The sequence below is a fragment of the Chryseobacterium sp. GVT01B genome (assembly GCF_019970045.1).
Classification (GTDB): Bacteria; Bacteroidota; Bacteroidia; order Flavobacteriales; family Weeksellaceae; genus Chryseobacterium.
On the sequence record NZ_JAHXYI010000003.1, the window covers coordinates 273,971 to 290,954 of the forward strand.

The 16,984-nt window shown below is 36.5% G+C and carries 17 protein-coding genes; 8 read left to right on the top strand and 9 right to left on the bottom strand.

Annotated elements, in window-relative coordinates; translation table 11 throughout:
• Window position 1: 1 nt before the first annotated feature.
• Entirely contained in the window at window positions 2-916 is a 915-nt protein-coding gene (locus tag LC457_RS07980; RefSeq protein WP_223599355.1) for an alpha/beta hydrolase, read from the bottom strand.
• A gap of 172 nt (window positions 917-1,088) precedes the next feature.
• Here LC457_RS07980 and LC457_RS07985 point away from each other — a divergent pair, with 172 nt between their 5' ends.
• A complete protein-coding gene (locus tag LC457_RS07985) occupies window positions 1,089-1,649 on the top strand; it encodes a DNA-3-methyladenine glycosylase I (protein ID WP_223599356.1) in 561 nt (186 codons plus the stop codon).
• Between the two features lie 135 nt (window positions 1,650-1,784).
• Here the strand turns inward: LC457_RS07985 and LC457_RS07990 are convergent, their stop codons facing one another.
• Both LC457_RS07990 and LC457_RS07995 read right to left on the bottom strand, forming a co-directional pair.
• On the bottom strand, window positions 1,785-2,294 hold the full coding sequence (locus tag LC457_RS07990; RefSeq protein WP_223599357.1) for a hypothetical protein: 510 nt from the start codon (window positions 2,292-2,294) through the stop codon (window positions 1,785-1,787).
• Window positions 2,295-2,373: 79 nt separating this feature from the next.
• Entirely contained in the window at window positions 2,374-2,739 is a 366-nt protein-coding gene (locus LC457_RS07995) for a helix-turn-helix domain-containing protein (protein WP_223599358.1), read from the bottom strand.
• A gap of 91 nt (window positions 2,740-2,830) precedes the next feature.
• On the opposite strand from LC457_RS07995, the gene LC457_RS08000 reads away from it, so the two are divergent.
• A complete protein-coding gene (locus LC457_RS08000; RefSeq protein ID WP_223599359.1) occupies window positions 2,831-3,361 on the top strand; it encodes an NAD(P)H-dependent oxidoreductase in 531 nt (176 codons plus the stop codon).
• A 92-nt stretch (window positions 3,362-3,453) separates the two neighbouring features.
• On the opposite strand, the gene LC457_RS08005 is transcribed toward LC457_RS08000, so the two are convergent.
• Window positions 3,454-5,040, bottom strand: coding sequence for a patatin-like phospholipase family protein (locus LC457_RS08005; protein WP_223599360.1), 1,587 nt, complete (start codon window positions 5,038-5,040; stop codon window positions 3,454-3,456).
• A 139-nt stretch (window positions 5,041-5,179) separates the two neighbouring features.
• Window positions 5,180-6,079: a CorA family divalent cation transporter gene (locus tag LC457_RS08010; protein WP_047421246.1), complete on the bottom strand. Its 900-nt coding sequence runs from the start codon at window positions 6,077-6,079 to the stop codon at window positions 5,180-5,182.
• Between the two features lie 73 nt (window positions 6,080-6,152).
• On the opposite strand from LC457_RS08010, the gene LC457_RS08015 reads away from it, so the two are divergent.
• Window positions 6,153-7,175, top strand: a complete 1,023-nt coding sequence (locus tag LC457_RS08015; protein ID WP_223599361.1) for a 3-oxoacyl-ACP synthase III family protein — start codon at window positions 6,153-6,155, stop codon at window positions 7,173-7,175.
• A 218-nt stretch (window positions 7,176-7,393) separates the two neighbouring features.
• Here the strand turns inward: LC457_RS08015 and LC457_RS08020 are convergent, their stop codons facing one another.
• Window positions 7,394-8,554: a thioredoxin family protein gene (locus tag LC457_RS08020; RefSeq protein ID WP_223599362.1), complete on the bottom strand. Its 1,161-nt coding sequence runs from the start codon at window positions 8,552-8,554 to the stop codon at window positions 7,394-7,396.
• A 302-nt stretch (window positions 8,555-8,856) separates the two neighbouring features.
• Here LC457_RS08020 and LC457_RS08025 point away from each other — a divergent pair, with 302 nt between their 5' ends.
• Window positions 8,857-10,485, top strand: coding sequence for a tetratricopeptide repeat protein (locus LC457_RS08025; RefSeq protein WP_223599363.1), 1,629 nt, complete (start codon window positions 8,857-8,859; stop codon window positions 10,483-10,485).
• A 402-nt stretch (window positions 10,486-10,887) separates the two neighbouring features.
• Here LC457_RS08025 and LC457_RS08030 read toward each other — a convergent pair whose 3' ends face one another.
• The 3 genes from LC457_RS08030 to pruA form a co-directional block, all read right to left on the bottom strand.
• The gene (locus LC457_RS08030; RefSeq protein ID WP_213280188.1) at window positions 10,888-11,097 is read right to left on the bottom strand and encodes a hypothetical protein; all 210 of its coding nucleotides are present in this window, start codon (window positions 11,095-11,097) and stop codon (window positions 10,888-10,890) included.
• Window positions 11,098-11,417: 320 nt separating this feature from the next.
• Window positions 11,418-11,639, bottom strand: coding sequence for a cytochrome C551 (locus LC457_RS08035; protein ID WP_223599364.1), 222 nt, complete (start codon window positions 11,637-11,639; stop codon window positions 11,418-11,420).
• Window positions 11,640-12,001: 362 nt separating this feature from the next.
• A complete protein-coding gene (gene pruA, locus LC457_RS08040; protein WP_149833061.1) occupies window positions 12,002-13,627 on the bottom strand; it encodes an L-glutamate gamma-semialdehyde dehydrogenase in 1,626 nt (541 codons plus the stop codon).
• 402 nt (window positions 13,628-14,029) lie between these two features.
• On the opposite strand from pruA, the gene LC457_RS08045 reads away from it, so the two are divergent.
• The 4 genes from LC457_RS08045 (at window position 14,030) to ureC (ending at window position 16,956) form a co-directional block, all read left to right on the top strand.
• Window positions 14,030-14,395 carry a hypothetical protein gene (locus tag LC457_RS08045; RefSeq protein WP_223599365.1) on the top strand — a complete coding sequence of 122 codons (366 nt, stop codon included), beginning with the start codon at window positions 14,030-14,032 and terminating at the stop codon, window positions 14,393-14,395.
• A 155-nt stretch (window positions 14,396-14,550) separates the two neighbouring features.
• On the top strand, window positions 14,551-14,853 hold the full coding sequence (gene ureA, locus LC457_RS08050) for an urease subunit gamma (protein WP_223599366.1): 303 nt from the start codon (window positions 14,551-14,553) through the stop codon (window positions 14,851-14,853).
• Between the two features lie 11 nt (window positions 14,854-14,864).
• Window positions 14,865-15,233: an urease subunit beta gene (ureB, locus tag LC457_RS08055; RefSeq protein WP_047378418.1), complete on the top strand. Its 369-nt coding sequence runs from the start codon at window positions 14,865-14,867 to the stop codon at window positions 15,231-15,233.
• Between the two features lies 1 nt (window position 15,234).
• Window positions 15,235-16,956 (top strand): urease subunit alpha, encoded by a 1,722-nt coding sequence (gene ureC / locus LC457_RS08060; protein WP_142718677.1) that lies wholly within the window; start codon window positions 15,235-15,237, stop codon window positions 16,954-16,956.
• The last annotated feature ends 28 nt before the right edge of the window (window positions 16,957-16,984 follow it).

Consider the following 16,984-nt stretch of genomic DNA (forward strand, 5'->3'; position numbering starts at 1 on the left):
TTTATTTCAATGTAAGCTTAATAAATTGTAAAAAATCGTCCTGCTGGTCTACAAATAAGTAATGGGAACAATTGTCGATAAGTATGAAATTTTTCTTTCCGACAATATTTTTAAGATCATTCAGCTGTTTTTCTGAAAATATTCCGTCGTTCTTACCATATACCGCAAAGATGGCGATTCCTTTTTTTCGGATATCTTTTAAAACGGAAGTATTATCCAAATTATTCAGAGGTTCATTTTTATAGAACTTAAGAGGAGAATCAGAATTTCTGATGTTGTTTTTATAAAATTCACCTGCTTTGTATTCGTTTCTCAGCATTTCACTTTTGGGAGTAGGATTGGGCATATCGAAGAAATTGAGCTTACCGGCCATTTCATAACATCTTTTTCGATAGGCTGCAGAATTTTTATCCAGATTTTCTATTTCTGAAATTTCTTTGAGTTGGGAAGGATCATTTTTGAAATGTTCTTTTGCCTGTTTTAGGATATGATCATAGGTTTCCTGCTGCGTAAATAAAGCTCCGGCAAGAGTCAGCGAATTTACTTTTTCAGGAAATTGGGAAGTGAATAATGTCCCGATAATTCCACCAAAACTGTGGGCAAGAATATTTGCTTTCTTGATATGATAAGTGGTGTAAATTTCTTTTAAATCCTCAAAACTTTCTTTAAAAGTCATGACAGCATTTTCATCTTTTGAACGACCTTCACCGCGTCTGTCGTAAACAATTACATAAAATCCTTTATCAGCCAGCTTTTGAGCTGTAGTGCCTTCAAATAATGTAGCATTTCCGCTCGGACCTCCATGAATAAAAATAACGGAAACATTTTTTGGATTTCCATAGGCTTTAGAATATAGATTCTGTGCATTTAAAACAATGTAACTTATAATAAAGATAATGGTGAACAGTGATTTCATAATGGTTATTTTGAGCCCTCAAAACTACTGAATATTCTCTGAGCAGAAGATAAAACGAATGGAATTATGATTAAATTTAAAAATTAAAAATCACTGCTGACGGACAGTTGTCATAATCCTGGTTTATCTTTACAAATCGGAAGTTTTATATAAAAACAGAAAATATATTGTAATGAGTTATTGTTTAGCAATAGAAGGCATGCAGCCCGAGAGCAGAAAAGAACTGCACAAAAATTACCATGACAACTATTATGGATTTCCTATTCATGATGATAATGAGTTGTTTGGAAGGTTGATTCTGGAAATCAACCAGGCAGGCTTAAGCTGGGAAACTGTTCTGAAAAAAGAAGACAGTTTCAGAAAAGCATATGATCATTTTGATATTCAGAAAATAGCAGCTTATACAGAGGATGACCGCGAAAGGCTTTTGAATGACAGTGGAATTATCAGAAATAAATTAAAGGTAAATGCAGCGATTGAAAATGCCAGAACGATTATAAACCTTCAGAAAGAATTCGGATCATTTGAAAAGTGGCTGGAACATCATCATCCTAAAACATTGCAGGAATGGATGAAGTTATTCAAAAAAACATTCAAATTCACAGGCGGAGAAATAGTAAACGAATTTCTTATGAGCACAGGATATCTTAAAGGAGCCCATCATGAAACCTGCCCGATACATTCAAAAGTTTTGGCTCAAAAGCCTTTGTGGAAAGAAAATTTGAGTAAATAATAAACTTAGATTCCTACGGAATGACACAATGTGTGCTTAATGTCAAACACTTCTTTTTGTCATTCCGTAGGAATCTAAATTTTTTAGTTTTTATTTAGAGCTTCAATCAGTTCTTTAAGCTCATAAGAGGATTATTTACTTCATACTTCTCACAGAAACATCCGGTTTTTCACCTTGAGGAACAATGAAAATAGCATTATCACTGATGGTATCTCCCGGATCGAAATAATAGCTGCCGGTTACAGGAATTGTACTGTTTACAAATTTTCCGGATTTGTCATAGGCAGAATAGGTAACATTGATCATCTGAGCTTTCATTTTTAACTCTATTTTTTTAGAGGTCAGTCTTGCTCCGGTTGCATTAATGCAGTCTAGTTCTACAAGGCCAATATTGCTTACAATTTGAGGAAAAGCTGATAATCTGATATTGTAGGCTTTATCTGAAGTATTTTTTACGGATGCAGAAACTTTATAGCGGTCATAGGATTTTCCACCAGATTCTACACTTTCTTTGTTGAGGATGTTAAAGGTAACAGCCATTCCGTTGATATCAATGGTCTGGCCATCAGAAATTTTCTGTGCATTCAGAAGGTTTCCTAAAAAAGTGAATGCCGTAAGAGTTAGAAAAAAAGTAAGGTTTTTCATGGAAGTTATTTTGAAATTTAATGATAATTAAATTTATGCAAAAAATAATACCGTAAAAATTCTTTAACCAAAAATATTTTTATTCCTTATCCATAATCTGTTTATGTTCATTTCCCCATTTTTCAAACTCCAGGATAATGGGCTTCAGCTTATACCCGATTTCTGTAAGTTCATATTCTACCCGTGGCGGAACCTCGGCATATACAGTTCTGGTAATGATCTTGTCCTCTTCCAGTCTGCGAAGCTGAAGAGTAAGCATCCTTTCGGTGATATTCTGCAGACGCTTTCTTAATTCCCCGAATCTCATTTTTCCATTGATCAGATAGCAGCAGATTGCCAATGCCCATTGTCCTCCGATAATGTTGGAGGCATAGATTTCCGGACACTCATCAGCAAGTGCTTTCTTGTTGGCAAAATTCGTTGAAGTTTCCTTTATTTTAGTCATTACTTACATTTTTTATAGTACCATACAATGGGTAGCTAATGTACGAAATGTAAGTTACGTATCGTAATTTTGTATTAGAAATTTAAACATAATGAAGACTTTAGTAATTGTTACCCACCCTGATATAGAAAAATCAGCGATTAATAAGAAATGGATTGATGAATTGAAAAAATATCCTGAAAAATATACGGTCCATCAATTATACGAAGCTTATCCAGATGGAAAAATCAATGTGGCACAGGAACAAAAGATGATGGAATCTTACGATAAAATTGTATTTCAGTTTCCTTTTTACTGGTTCAGCAGTCCGCCGCTTTTAAAACAATGGCTGGATGAGGTTGTTTTGTACGGCTGGGCTTATGGAAGCAACAGTGGTTTCAAACTGGCCGGAAAGAAAATGTCATTGGCAGTTACCGCAGGAATCGATGAAGAAGGGTATAGCGCATCCGGAGAATATAAATATACCATGAAGGAACTTTTCAGACCTTATGAACTGACTTTTGATTATATAAAGGCAGATTACAAAGAACCTTTCGTTTATTACGGAATTGAAAGAGATTCTTCCGATGAATGGATCAACAGAAGTGTTCCGATGTATCTGGAGTTTCTGGATAATTTATAAAAATTAGTAGGAGTCTATTTTGATGTTTTTCCAAAATAGATTCCTATTGTATATTAATTTGTGATGTTGATTAAATTTAAAAGATAAAATCCTTATCCCACCGTAGGCGTATCCTCTTCTTTCAGTATTTTCTTCTCTTTCATCGTAAGCATCATTCTTTCATATTTGTACTTTTCCCAGTCGAATCCGTTGAGAAAATCAAGGGCGGCCTGGAAACCTCTGTTGAAAAGCTCTTCCTTTTCTTCTTTTTTCATAAAGAAATTCAGCCAGCTGCTGGTACCACAGTTGACACTCTGTATACTGTATAAATGGTAAAAAGTATGTTTGGTAAGGAAAGTTTTGTCATTAAAACCTTTCAATGTACTGATGATATTTCCGGCATAGCTGAAAGGTGTTTTAAGGATTTCTGCACTGGTTTTTCCTCTTTCCGAAAGAATAGCAGAATCACTCGTCAGCTGCACTCCAAAAAGTGGCATTCTCGGATAAAAAACTTCATCGGCATGAAACAGGTCAATAGGAAAATTGGAAATACTGCCTCCATCAATGAAAACCCCGGCAGGGTTGATGTCCTCAGGCTTGGTATTCATCCAATATCTCCAGGCATACTTTACGGAACTATCGTCTTTATTGATTTGTTTCTGAAAAGGTTCAAAGAAAAAAGGAACAGCCATAGATGCTCTTACAAACTCAGCCGGACTAATGTGCTTCAGTTCCTCTTCGGACCAGTAGAGATTGGCCATCGTAGGAAGTTCCACCTTGATTTTTGCATTGATATCGGTAGTGATGACAACATATTCAGATCTAAGAAGATAAAACGGATTGTTTTTATAATAATCGTTATTGAGGGCACTTTCATAGAAAATTCTATATCGGGTCTGATCAATATGTTCCTTATTTTTTATTTTAATCTTTTCGATACTTTGCAGAGCCCTTGTATAATACTCCTGTCCGTTTCCATACCGATAGTTGAGGTTTAGATCACGTTCTTTCTGAATGAATTTTTCGTTGAGGTTAGCCACTGTTTTTATTCCAAATTGATCCAGTGCATTTTGCATGGTATTCTGAAAAACATTTCCGGGATTGAGACCGCTGTTTTCCTTTCTGAAATTATGATACAGCTTTTGAATACAGAAAAAGAGAATGACAGCCGGAATCAGAGGAATCAAAAACATCAGTTTGGCGTTCAGTATAGTGGTTGAAGAAGCCAAAAAAGGAATACTGATCAGGATAATAAACAGGATCGCAGCAATAATGGCATTGATCTTAAAAAAAATCTTATTGTTAAGCATCGCATGGAGCGTTGTTTTCACATAAGTCTTTCCATCCATAAAATCGGAAAAATCCCAGCTGAAAAGAATATCTTTGATAAGTTCACTTTTGGATTCTTCTTTGGTTTTACAGGCCGCAATGAGCATCGTATTAATGGCTCCGGCACTCGTTCCTGCCACTTTCAAAAAACGGATTCCAAATATTTCCAGGCCATAAAGATAGCCTACCAATGCACTTCCCCAGACACCACCGCCTTCCTGTACAAACTCTATATACTGATTCCCGGACTGATCCAGAAGATCAGAGAATTCTTTGCCGGATATATTCTCATGTAAGGCAGCCAGTTTATCTTTGGAGGCCTGCGAAAGAGAAGAATCTTCCAGAATCTTGTTGAGGTTTTCAGTGGTCATGATATTTTGTTTTGATGGTGTTTAGGTTAAAGACAAAAGTAATCAACCGATTTATATTTTATCGAAGATAAAATCTTTGCGTCTTAAAATATTATATTATTGCATATTCTCTGCGTCTTTGCGTTGATATAAAAATTAATTACCACTGTCTTCTTCTCACATAAATAAAAGTACTGATCACAACCGTTGCCATCGCTCCCAGCGTTATAAAATAGCCGTATTTATGATGAAGCTCAGGCATATTGTCGAAGTTCATGCCATAAACCCCGGCAATAAAGGTGATGGGTAAGAAGTAAACAGAATAGATAGCCAGAACTTTCATCACCTGATTGGCCTTTTGATCCGAAAGTGCCAAAAACATGGAAATAAGGTTGGTAATCTGGATATTCAGATGATCAAAATCCGCCACAACATCTTTATGCTTATCTTTCAAATCAACAAACTCAGAGTCCTGTAAATTCAGCAGTTTAAATTTATCTATGGCATCTGTAGAAATCACCAGTACCCGTGAATTTAATCCTGATTTTCGCTTCAGTTTATAAAGACGGCGGATCTGGCTGGTATGATTGGTATTTTTAAGGAAAATCTCATTCTCTATATTGTCCATAGTCTCGAACAGGCTTAAAGATTCATCATCAAAACTTTTCATGATCAATATCGCAATCATCAGCGTGATCTGCTGAGGATTAAGGTCTTCCTGAATCAAAGAGACTTTTTTCTTAACTTCCGTGATACTTCTGGTTTTCATCCTGTGGATGGTGATAATGGTATTCTCCACCAGAAAAATTCCAATCTTGGTGCTGATATCACTGATGGTATTCAGATTCTTTCTTTCCAGCTCTGTGCTTTCACGAAGGAGAAAGAATTTGACATTTCCGTCCTCTTCATATTTGGGAAGGTGGTTGGGATCCATGGTATCTTCCAGCAGGAGATTATTGATTTCATATCTTTCATGAAGGAATTTCAGGTCTTCTGCAGTAGGAGCCTCTACATCTACCCATTCGCACTGGGAGGTTCTGTATATCGTATCAATTGGCATAAAGTAAAAATACTAATATTTTGAAAAACTATGTGTTAAATAAGTTTTATCTTTGCCAAAATTAAAAAACTATATGATTAAAAGTACAATAAAAGGTGTGGGATTTTATGTTCCAGATAACGTTGTTACAAATGATGATTTAGCAAAACTGATGACTACCAATGATGAATGGATTACAGAAAGAACGGGTATCAAAGAAAGGAGACACAGAAAAAACCGGAATGACGCTCAGGAAACTACAGCTTATCTAGCATTTAAAGCCTCAGAAAAAGCTATTCAGAATGCTGGTCTTACCTCAAAAGATATTGACTTTATTGTTTTTGCAACCCTTTCTCCGGATTACTATTTTCCTGGAAGTGGAGTATTACTTCAGGACATGCTTGGATGTGGCACGATTGGCGCATTGGACGTGAGAAATCAATGTTCCGGATTTGTATATTCTATGAGTGTTGCGAATGCATTTATTAAATCAGGGACTTATAAAAATATTCTTGTGGTAGGAGCTGAAGTTCATTCTTTCGGCTTGGATTTTTCTGATGAGGGAAGAGGGGTTTCTGTTATTTTCGGAGATGGAGCAGGAGCAGTGGTACTTTCAGCTACCGAAGATGAAAATGCAGGTGATATTTTAGCCGTAAATATGCATTCTGAAGGTAAATATGCAGACGAACTTTGTACTCAGTTCCCGGGTTCAAAATTCGGATGGAGTGACAGAATGAGAAAAGAGCCTGAAAATGTAACCAATAAAGAAGTATACCCAATCATGAACGGTAACTTCGTTTTCAAACATGCCGTAACAAGATTTCCTGAAACAATGATGGAAGCTTTGAACAAAGCAGGAAAAACAGTTGAAGATCTTGATATGTTTATTCCACACCAGGCGAACCTTAGAATTGCTCAGTTTGTACAGGAAAAATTTGGTTTACCGAACGAAAAGGTATTTAACAATATTCAGAAATACGGAAACACAACCGCTGCTTCTATTCCTATTGCTTTAAGCGAAGCAATTGAGCAAGGGAAAATTAAAAGAGGAGATTTGGTCCTTCTTTCAGCTTTCGGAAGCGGATTTACATGGGGAAGTGTTCTTTTTGAATACTAAATGAAGAGAGATAAGTTTCTTATTGTATCTTATAAAACAGAAGGATAGTTCTATTTTCACTTATATCACAACTGAAGACGTGAAAATTCCCCTCCTTTGGAGGGGTGGCAAAAATTCAAAGAATTTTTGACGGGGTGGTTTGCCATTCCTGCTCACCAAACAATATAAAAAGACCGCAGAACTTCAGTTCTGCGGTCTTTATTTTATGACATTCCTAATTAAAGGCTTTTCAATAATTTTTCAGTGTCAGTAGAATCCTGTCCTGTGCTTTTTGCCAGTTCAATAGATTTTTCAGCCCATGTTCTTGCATTTTTCTTATCGCCAATCTTATTGTAAAGATTAGCTAAAGTATCAGTATTGGCAAAATTCTGGTCTTTCTTTACAGATTCCTGTGCCCATGCAATTGCTTTTTCCAGAGAAGTCTTATTGCTTACATTTTCAAAGAAATTCCATGCAAGAGAATTCAGCTCTTCAGAACCTGCAGCAGAATAATCTTTGTACAAATCAAGAATCAGTTTTTCATACTCAGGAATATCTTTATTCTTTAAAGCTCTGTTAGCTTTCATTCTTTTTAAGATCTTGTCAGCTTCTTCTTTGCTTAAGAATTTCTGAGTTTCAGACATGAAATAATTATCATCCCATTTTTTGGTATCAGCATTATATGCTTTTTTGGAGATGGTATTCAGTTTGATATTTTTGTCAAACTTTTCATACTTATCTTCCGGAAAGAATTTAACGATATCTGCTTTTTTGTCCTGAAAAATCTTGTACAAAGGGCTGTCTATAGTTTGAACCCCTGAAAGAAGCATTTGAACATCTTCCTGATCCAAAGTTGGTTTCTGCTGGAAATAACGGTTAAGTACTTTACCGGCAAACTCAGCGTCATTATACATGGTAAGCCCTGCAAGATTCTTTAAAAACTCAGGATCTTTTTCTCCTTTCTCAAACTGTTCCTTCAGAGAAGTTAATCTTTTGTTCGGATCTTCAGCATCTTTGGCAAACTGGATAAAGTCTTTTTCTTCAACATATCCCAGAGTTCTGTGTACCGCTTCACCATTTCCGTCAATGAACAGATAAGTAGGGAATGCTTTTACATTATATTTCTTAGCTAACTCAATTCCTTCACCTTTTTCCATATCAATTTTAGCATTGATAAAGTGAGAATTATAGTAGTCACCCACAGACTGAAGTGGGAAAATATTTTTTACCATTAGTTTACAAGGTCCACACCATGAAGCATATGCATCTATAAAGACCAGTTTTTTTTCTTTTTTTGCTTTGGCAAGGATAGAGGCAAAATTGCCGTCTTCAAATTTAATTCCCTGTGCCCATGCAAGAACTCCTATAAAGATTGAGGATAGTATTGCTATTTTTTTCATAAGAACTTTTTATTCCCTGCAAATGTAATAAATATGATGACACATGAGCCGTCCATATTGAAAATAATTATAAAGGAACTTTAGTTTTAAAACAGATATCAGTTCATATGAAGGAAAATCATTTATTATTTTGGTCTAATTATTAAAATTAATGTAAATCATTGTTTTAAGTTAAATGATTAAATTTCAATATAATGTTTTAATAAAAAATAAAATATCACTAGTTTTGTAAAAAAACAAAAAGACACCCCGTGAAAATAATGATGAATTATTATAAAATAAAAATAATAATTTGTTTTTGTATGTCTAAGAATCTCCTGAAATTTTTGTTTTTGCTGGCAACAGCAGTCCCCATATTCGCTCAGAAAAAAAACAGCTTTGACCTTATCTGTGAAAGAACATCTTCTGTTACGGCGCATAAGGATTTACCAAAGGCGATCAAGACGGCAGACTCTCTTTATATGTTGGCACAGAAGCCTTCTGAGAAAATACAGTGTCTTATCCTTTCTTCAGAACTTTATCATCATGCCGGTGAGCTTAAAAAAGCAATTTGTTATAGTGAAAATGCCCACTCGGTGATCAATCAGATCAATGATCCTGAACGGATGGCTGTTGTAACCAGATTACTTGCCAGACAATATAGACAGGTAGGGTTGTATGAAAGATCTAAAAAATACATTATAAAAGGGCTGGAAGCTTCCGGCAGGATTACCGATTTTCAGAAAAGCAATGAAGCGGCAGGACTCCTGAATCAGGAAATGGCTTTCTACGAAATGGAGCTAGGCAATTACTCCAATGCAATACGATTCATAGAATCTTCCCTGAAATATTTTGAAAGAATAAACAGCTGCAACGAAAACAGAACAGCTGCTGCCTCTTATCAGTTGCTGGGTGATGTTTATTTCAAACTTAATGACTATCCAGTTTCAGAAAATTATTACAGAAAAGCTGAAAGCCTGCTTAAGGTCGGAAGCTGTACACTCGGATTGGTTTATAATGGCCTGGGAGGAATTCGTCTGAAGCAGAAAAACTGGAAAGATGCCGAACTATACCTGAAAAAAGCAGAAAAAATAGCAGATACTTCCCGAAGCCTTACATTGAAAAAAGCTGTATACTCCAATATCAATGATTATTATGAAGGAATGGGGGATAATTTCAAAGCCTCTTTATATGCTGTGAAATATGTAAGGACGTATGACAGTATTGCGGCACGCAATCAAAGTTTCACAATGAAAGGAGCAGAGATTCCAAAAGGGAAGACCAGCAAAAAGAGCGGACAGATGAATCTGGTGAAAAATGCTACTATTGTTGTTCTGTTTACTTTATTGGTTGGTTTACTTGTTTTCTTTAGGACAAAGCAGAAAAAACAGCGTTCAAAGTTCAGAAATATCATAAGAGCTCAGTTGAAGATGATCAGCAGCAGAAGTAACCATCCTTTAAAACAATCTGATGATTCTGAATTTTCCAATATATCTGTGGAAGAAATTGATGAAAAAGATTCTGAAACAGACCGAAGGCGAAATGATTCTTTGATGACTTCCGAAACAGAATCAAAACTGCTTGAACTTCTTGAAGATTTTGAGAAAGGTGATCTCTATAACAATAAAGGAATGTCTCTTTCTTTCCTTGCGGGCGAATTGAATACTAATACAAAATATCTGTCTTATGTAATCAATCAGCATAAGAGTGCTGATTTTAAATCGTATATCAACCGTTTGAGAATCAAATATATTGTGGATAAACTAATCAATGATGAGAAGTACAGACAATATAAAATAAGCATCCTTGCTGATGAATGCGGCTTCTCTTCGCACAGTAAATTTGCTGCAGTTTTCAAAGCAGTCACAGATTATTCTCCATCAGCCTATATCAAATATCTTGATGCTGAAAATCAATCAGATAAAAATGTTCATTTTCCTGAAAATGATTAAAAAGAGATAGGTTTTTAAATTCTATCTTGCCATTTTCACGAAAATGAACAACCTATTATTTTACAGAAACCCTTTGCTATCCTATCTTTGCGCCAGTTCGAGGGACATGAACACAATTATACTACAGCTTATCTCTTTCAATTTTTGAAGAAATATCTCTTTTTCTGAAATAAGATACATCGTAAGATAATCATCCCCAGCTGAAAACTAAGCTATGAAAATTAATATATAGTACAAGTGTATATTTCATTATTGAGACATCCACGATTCCCATTTTTATCTTCAAAGGAAATATTCTGTTCAGAATATAAACCATATCTCATAATCGGGGTTGATTGCCCGGTTTTTTTTCAGTCAAGTTTTTTTAAGTGCAAATCCACAGAAGTCTGTGGATTTGTGATTTTATTTAACTTTTGTACTGTCGGGTTTTGTTTTTGATGTATCGGCAGCTGCCGGAGCGGGTATAGAATTGGCTACAGCAGAATCACCCATTCTATTTCTTAAAGAATCCTTATTGTGAGCGTCTTTGTATTCCTCTCTTTTTTCTTTATTCTGAGCACAACTTCCAAGGAAAAGAAGTCCAAGAACTGCTCCTATCCAGAATTTTTTCATAGGGGTATATTTTAATGTTTGGTATTAATCAAATATAAAGATAAAAGATAAAAGATAAAAGATAAAAGATAAAAGATAAAAGATAAAAGATAAAAGATAAAAGATAAAAGATAAAAGATGTTGTCATTAAAATTCAATAGGGCTGGGTTTTAACCCAGCTAACCATAAATATTACATCCATTGGCTTTAGCCAAAACCTAAATAATAGTCTTTTAAGGCTAAAACTTCATGATAAACCCAACATTTCCGGTTATTCAATAAAAAAATCTGCAGAACTTTCATCTGCAGATTTTCCATTTTAAATTGAACGTATATCAATACTATTTGACAGGAGACATTACCGCAGAATCTTTTTTTATCTTGATACTGTCAGGATTTGTCATTTTTGTAGTCATGGTATCAGTTGTTGTAGGCGGTACACTTTTCTGTGTATTGTCTACCGTCGCTGAATCACGGTTACTCGATGACATTGACGATTCTTTGGTTCCACAGCTCACTGCAAATATTCCTATTCCGACGGCTGTTAGCAATAACTTTTTCATACTATCTTATTTTGGGGTGTATATGTATTGAAAATCAACAATTATTCCTAAGAGGGTAGGGAAAGTCGTAAAATATAGGTAAAGTTTGTTAAAAGATGTTAGGTAACGGGTAGCAGGTAACGGATTATAGGGATTAGGAGTTAGAGTGTGGGAGAGTAGGAGGGTTAGAGAGTTTAGGGGAGAGTATTGAGTATCGGAGGAATAAAAGTGTATTTATGAATACCAGTAACTTTAAACCTTAAACTTTGAACTCCCGCAACTCGCATCCCGAACCTCGCACCCCGCCTATCCCCACAAAAAAGCCCCGAAACCGAAATTCCGAGGCTGTTTAAAATCATTTATCAATGATTATTTATCGTTTATTACCCTAGGTATGGATATTTGTAATTTTTTGGAGAAACAAACGTTTCTTTTACGCTTCTTACAGAAACCCATCTTAGAAGATTCATTTTAGAACCTGCTTTATCATTTGTTCCTGAAGCTCTACCACCACCGAAAGGCTGTTGTCCTACTACGGCACCTGTTGGCTTATCGTTGATATAGAAGTTACCTGAAGCATTCTCTAAAGCTTTATAAGCTTCATTGATTGCGTAACGGTCTTGAGAGAACACAGAACCTGTTAATGAATAAGGAGAAGTAGAATCTACCAGTTTTAGAGTTTCTTTCCAGTCCTGATCTTCATATACGTAGATTGACAAGATTGGGCCGAAGATCTCTTCCACCATACTTTCGTAGTGAGGGTTGGTAGTTTCAATTACTGTTGGGTGTACGAACCATCCTTTAGAATCGTCATATTTCCCACCAATAGCTACAGTAGCTTCACCTGAAGCATTAGCTCTGTCGATATATCCTTTACACTTCTCGAAAGAATTTTTGTCAATTACAGCATTTACAAAGTTAGAAGTATCTTCCGGAGAACCTACTTTGATAGAATTCATTTGAGTTTCCATTACTTTTTTCACGTCAGCCCAAAGAGATTTAGGTACATAAGCTCTTGAAGCAGCAGAACATTTTTGTCCCTGGTATTCAAAAGCACCTCTTACCAATGCAGTAGCTACAGCTTCTACGTTAGCAGATGGGTGAGCAATTACAAAGTCTTTACCACCTGTTTCTCCAACAATTCTTGGATATGTTCTGTAGTTGTGGATATTGTCACCAATCATTTTCCACATTCCCTGGAATACTTTTGTAGAACCTGTGAAGTGAAGCCCAGCAAAATCACGGTGAGCCAATACTTTTTCAGCAGTTTCTTTTCCATCAGTAAAGATCATGTTGATTACTCCTGCAGGAAGCCCCGCTTCTGTCAATACATCCATGATTACTTTTGCAGAATATACCTGCTTGTCAGACGGCTTCCAAACTACAACGTTTCCTAGCATTGCCATACAAGTAGGAAGGTTTCCGGAAATCGCTGTAAAGTTGAACGGAGTTACTGCAAAACAGAATCCTTCCAATGGTCTGTACTCAACACGGTTCCAGATTCCATTGTCAGAAACCGGCTGCTCAGCATACATTTCTGTCATGAACTCTACGTTGAATCTTAAGAAGTCGATGAACTCACAAGCTGCATCAATTTCAGCCTGGTGTACATTTTTAGACTGCCCGATCATTGTAGCAGCATTGATTACATCTCTGTAAGGACCAGCCAAAAGATCAGCCGCCTTTAAGAAAATTGCTGCACGTTGTTCCCAGCCTAGTTCATTCCATTCCTGTTTAGCTGCCAATGCCGCGTTGATAGCGTCATCCACATGCTGCATACCACCCTGATAGTAGAAACCGAAGTCATGAGCATGATCCTGAGGAGACTGAAGCTGTACTTTTGTATCAGTTTTCACTTCTTTTCCATTGATGATCATTGGAACTTCTACCTTCTCAGCCCACATTTTTTTATAAGTGTCGATAAGGCTTTTAACTTCCGGAGATCCCGGTTCATAAGAATTTACCGGCTCATTTACCGCTAATGGTACTTGCGAAATTGCTTTTGACATATTACGTTTTATTATTTTATTAAATTAAATGTGTATACAAATTTACGATAATTATAAGGAAAGAAAAAAATACCGTCTGTTTTTATGAAATAAAGCTTATTATTAAGTAATCATTGATGAATAGAGATTTTTTAATATGTAGTATTGAGAATAAGAGGTGTATTTATTCGATCTTTTAAATAGACAGAAAAGATGAGGCAGATAATCATAATTATAGGAATAGGGACAATAAAAAAATTGTCATAGTTCAAAAGTAATGCTTAAGTGTTGTGAATAAGGAGTTTATCCTGAAATGTTAAAATTACATAAAATTGTATTTGTTGCGATTTTGAACATTTTAAATAATTTTTTTGATAGCCGGGGTTTTAAGATTGTTCTAATTTTACACCATTATTAACAGGTATGAAAAAAAGAGTCCTATTTTTCTCTTTTGTCTTATTTTTCTCAGCGTTGTGTGCAGGTCTTTTTGCACATAAAGGGAAAACTCAACCATACTCTGATATTCTTTCAAAAATTAATCTCCTTCAGCAGAAATCCGATCAGCAGACCCAGCCTGAAATGTATAGTTTTTCAGATGTTCAGGATGTTCAGGATTCCAATGACTGGGAGAAAGTGAAATTTGATTACTCAGTCCTTGCACAGCAGTGGCTTAATTATTTCTTTGCAGGGTATTCTCACACTACACGGGTTGCGGCCGTTCAAAACCGTATTTATATTACAGCACCAAGATACATCCTGTATCATTGCCTGCAGATAGCGGGCTGCTAATCCCTTTTCTTAATTTTTAATGATCCGTTGTGGTTTGTATTCATGTCAATACAGATCCGCAAAAATCATTTCCATTTTACATTTTTGAACATATCTGTTTGCCTTTACGGAGAGGTGAATAGGATATTGTTTGTCCAATTTTAAATAAAAATATTATGCACTTAACACCGAGAGAAACGGAGAAGCTTATGCTATTTCTGGCAGGCGAACTCGCTCTAAAAAGAAGGGCAAGAGGCCTTAAATTAAATTACCCGGAATCAATAGCTCTGATCAGCCATTTTTTGCTTGAAGGAGCACGAGATGGTAAAAAAGTAGCTGAACTGATGCAGGAAGGCGCTAATCTTCTTACCAAAGAGGATGTAATGCCCGGCGTGTCAGAAATGATCCACGATGTTCAGATTGAAGCCACTTTCCCGGATGGGACTAAGCTGGTAACCGTACACAACCCAATCCGCTAATACTACTGATGATGATACCAGGAGAAATTTTTGTAAAAGAAGGCACAATTATCTGCAATGAAGGCAGAGAAACTGTGAAAATAAAAGTAACCAATACGGGAGACCGCCCTATTCAGGTAGGTTCACACTTCCACTTTTTTGAAGTCAATAAAGCGATGAGTTTTGACCGTGAAAAAGCTTTCGGAAAGAGACTGAATATTGTAGCAAGCACTGCAGTACGTTTTGAACCGGGAGAAGAAAAAGAAGTGGAATTGGTAGAAATAGGAGGAACCAAAAAAGCAATGGGCTTCAATAATCTTGTGGACGGACAGGTAGATTCTGAAGAACAGAAAAAAGCAAGCCTTGCAAAAGTTGAAGAATTAAACTTTAAAAATCACTAAGATGAGCTTACACGTAGACAGAAAACAATACGCCAATATATTGGGGCCTACAGCCGGAGATAAAATCAGACTGGGAGACACTGAAATTATTATTGAAATTGAAAAAGATTTCACGCATTACGGAGACGAAGCCGTTTTCGGAGGGGGAAAAACCGTACGTGACGGGATGGGGCAGAATGTTACTGCTAAAAGAGATGAAGGTGTTCTGGATCTTTGTATCACAGGAGCTGTAATCATTGACCACTGGGGAATTGTAAAAGGGGATATCGGAATTAAAGACGGAAAGATTGTAGGAATCGGAAAAGCAGGAAACCCTGATACGATGGATGGTGTATCTCCTAATATGATCATCGGTGCTTCTACTGAAGTTCACGGTGGAAAAGGATATATCGTAACAGCCGGAGGTATTGATACTCACATTCATTACATCTGCCCTCAACAGATCGAAACCTCTTTATATAGCGGAATTACTACTATGATTGGCGGAGGAACAGGTCCAAACGACGGAACCAACGCAACAACAGTAACTCCGGGAAAATTCAACATGCAGAAAATGCTCGAAGCGGCAGAAGAATATCCTATGAACCTTGGTTTCTTCGGAAAAGGGAACTGTTCAGCAGAAGAACCTATTGAAGAACAGGTGGAAGCAGGAGCTTTGGGAGTAAAAATCCATGAAGACTGGGGAGCAACTCCTGCAACAATTGATGCAGCATTGAAAGTAGCTGATAAATATGACGTTCAGGTTGCCATCCACACCGATACTCTGAATGAGGGAGGATTTCTTGAAGATACAATGAGAGCGATCAACGGAAGAGTAATCCACACCTTCCACACAGAAGGAGCTGGTGGAGGTCACGCACCGGACATCATTAAAGCAGCAATGTATCCAAATGTATTGCCAGCTTCTACAAATCCTACGCGTCCTTACACTGTAAATACAATCGATGAGCACTTAGATATGCTGATGGTTTGTCATCACCTGAGCAAAAATATTCCTGAAGATGTGGCGTTCGCAGATTCCCGTATCCGTCCTGAAACTATTGCCGCAGAAGATATCCTTCATGATATGGGAGTTTTCAGTATTATGAGTTCAGATTCTCAGGCGATGGGAAGACCGGGAGAAGTGATCACAAGAACATGGCAGACAGCAAGTAAAATGAAGGAACAGAGAGGAGACCTTGCTGAAGATAAAGACAGTGGAAACGATAACTACCGTGCAAAAAGATATGTGGCAAAATATACGATCAACCCGGCTATAGCTCATGGTATTTCAGAATATGTAGGATCTCTTGAAGAAGGAAAATTGGCAGATTTAGTGATCTGGAAACCTGCATTATTCGGGGTAAAACCGGAAATGATTGTAAAAGGAGGATTTGTAATTGCTGCTAAAATGGGAGATCCGAATGCATCCATTCCAACACCTCAGCCGATTATTTACAGAAATATGTTCGGAGCACACGGAAAAGCCAAGTTTGGTATTTGCGCCAACTTCGTTTCCCAGGTTTCTATCGACAATGGAACCATCGCTTCTTATAAATTGGAGAAAATGATCCTTCCGGTAAAAAACTGTAGAAATATTTCCAAAAAAGACCTTATTCATAACGATAAGACGCCTTTAATTGAAGTGAATCCTGAAAACTATAAAGTAACGGTAGACGGTGAGTACATCACTTGCGAACCGGCGGAAACACTGCCCTTAACACAGCTTTATTACTTGTTCTAAGATAAACTTAAACAATAATGGATACCAA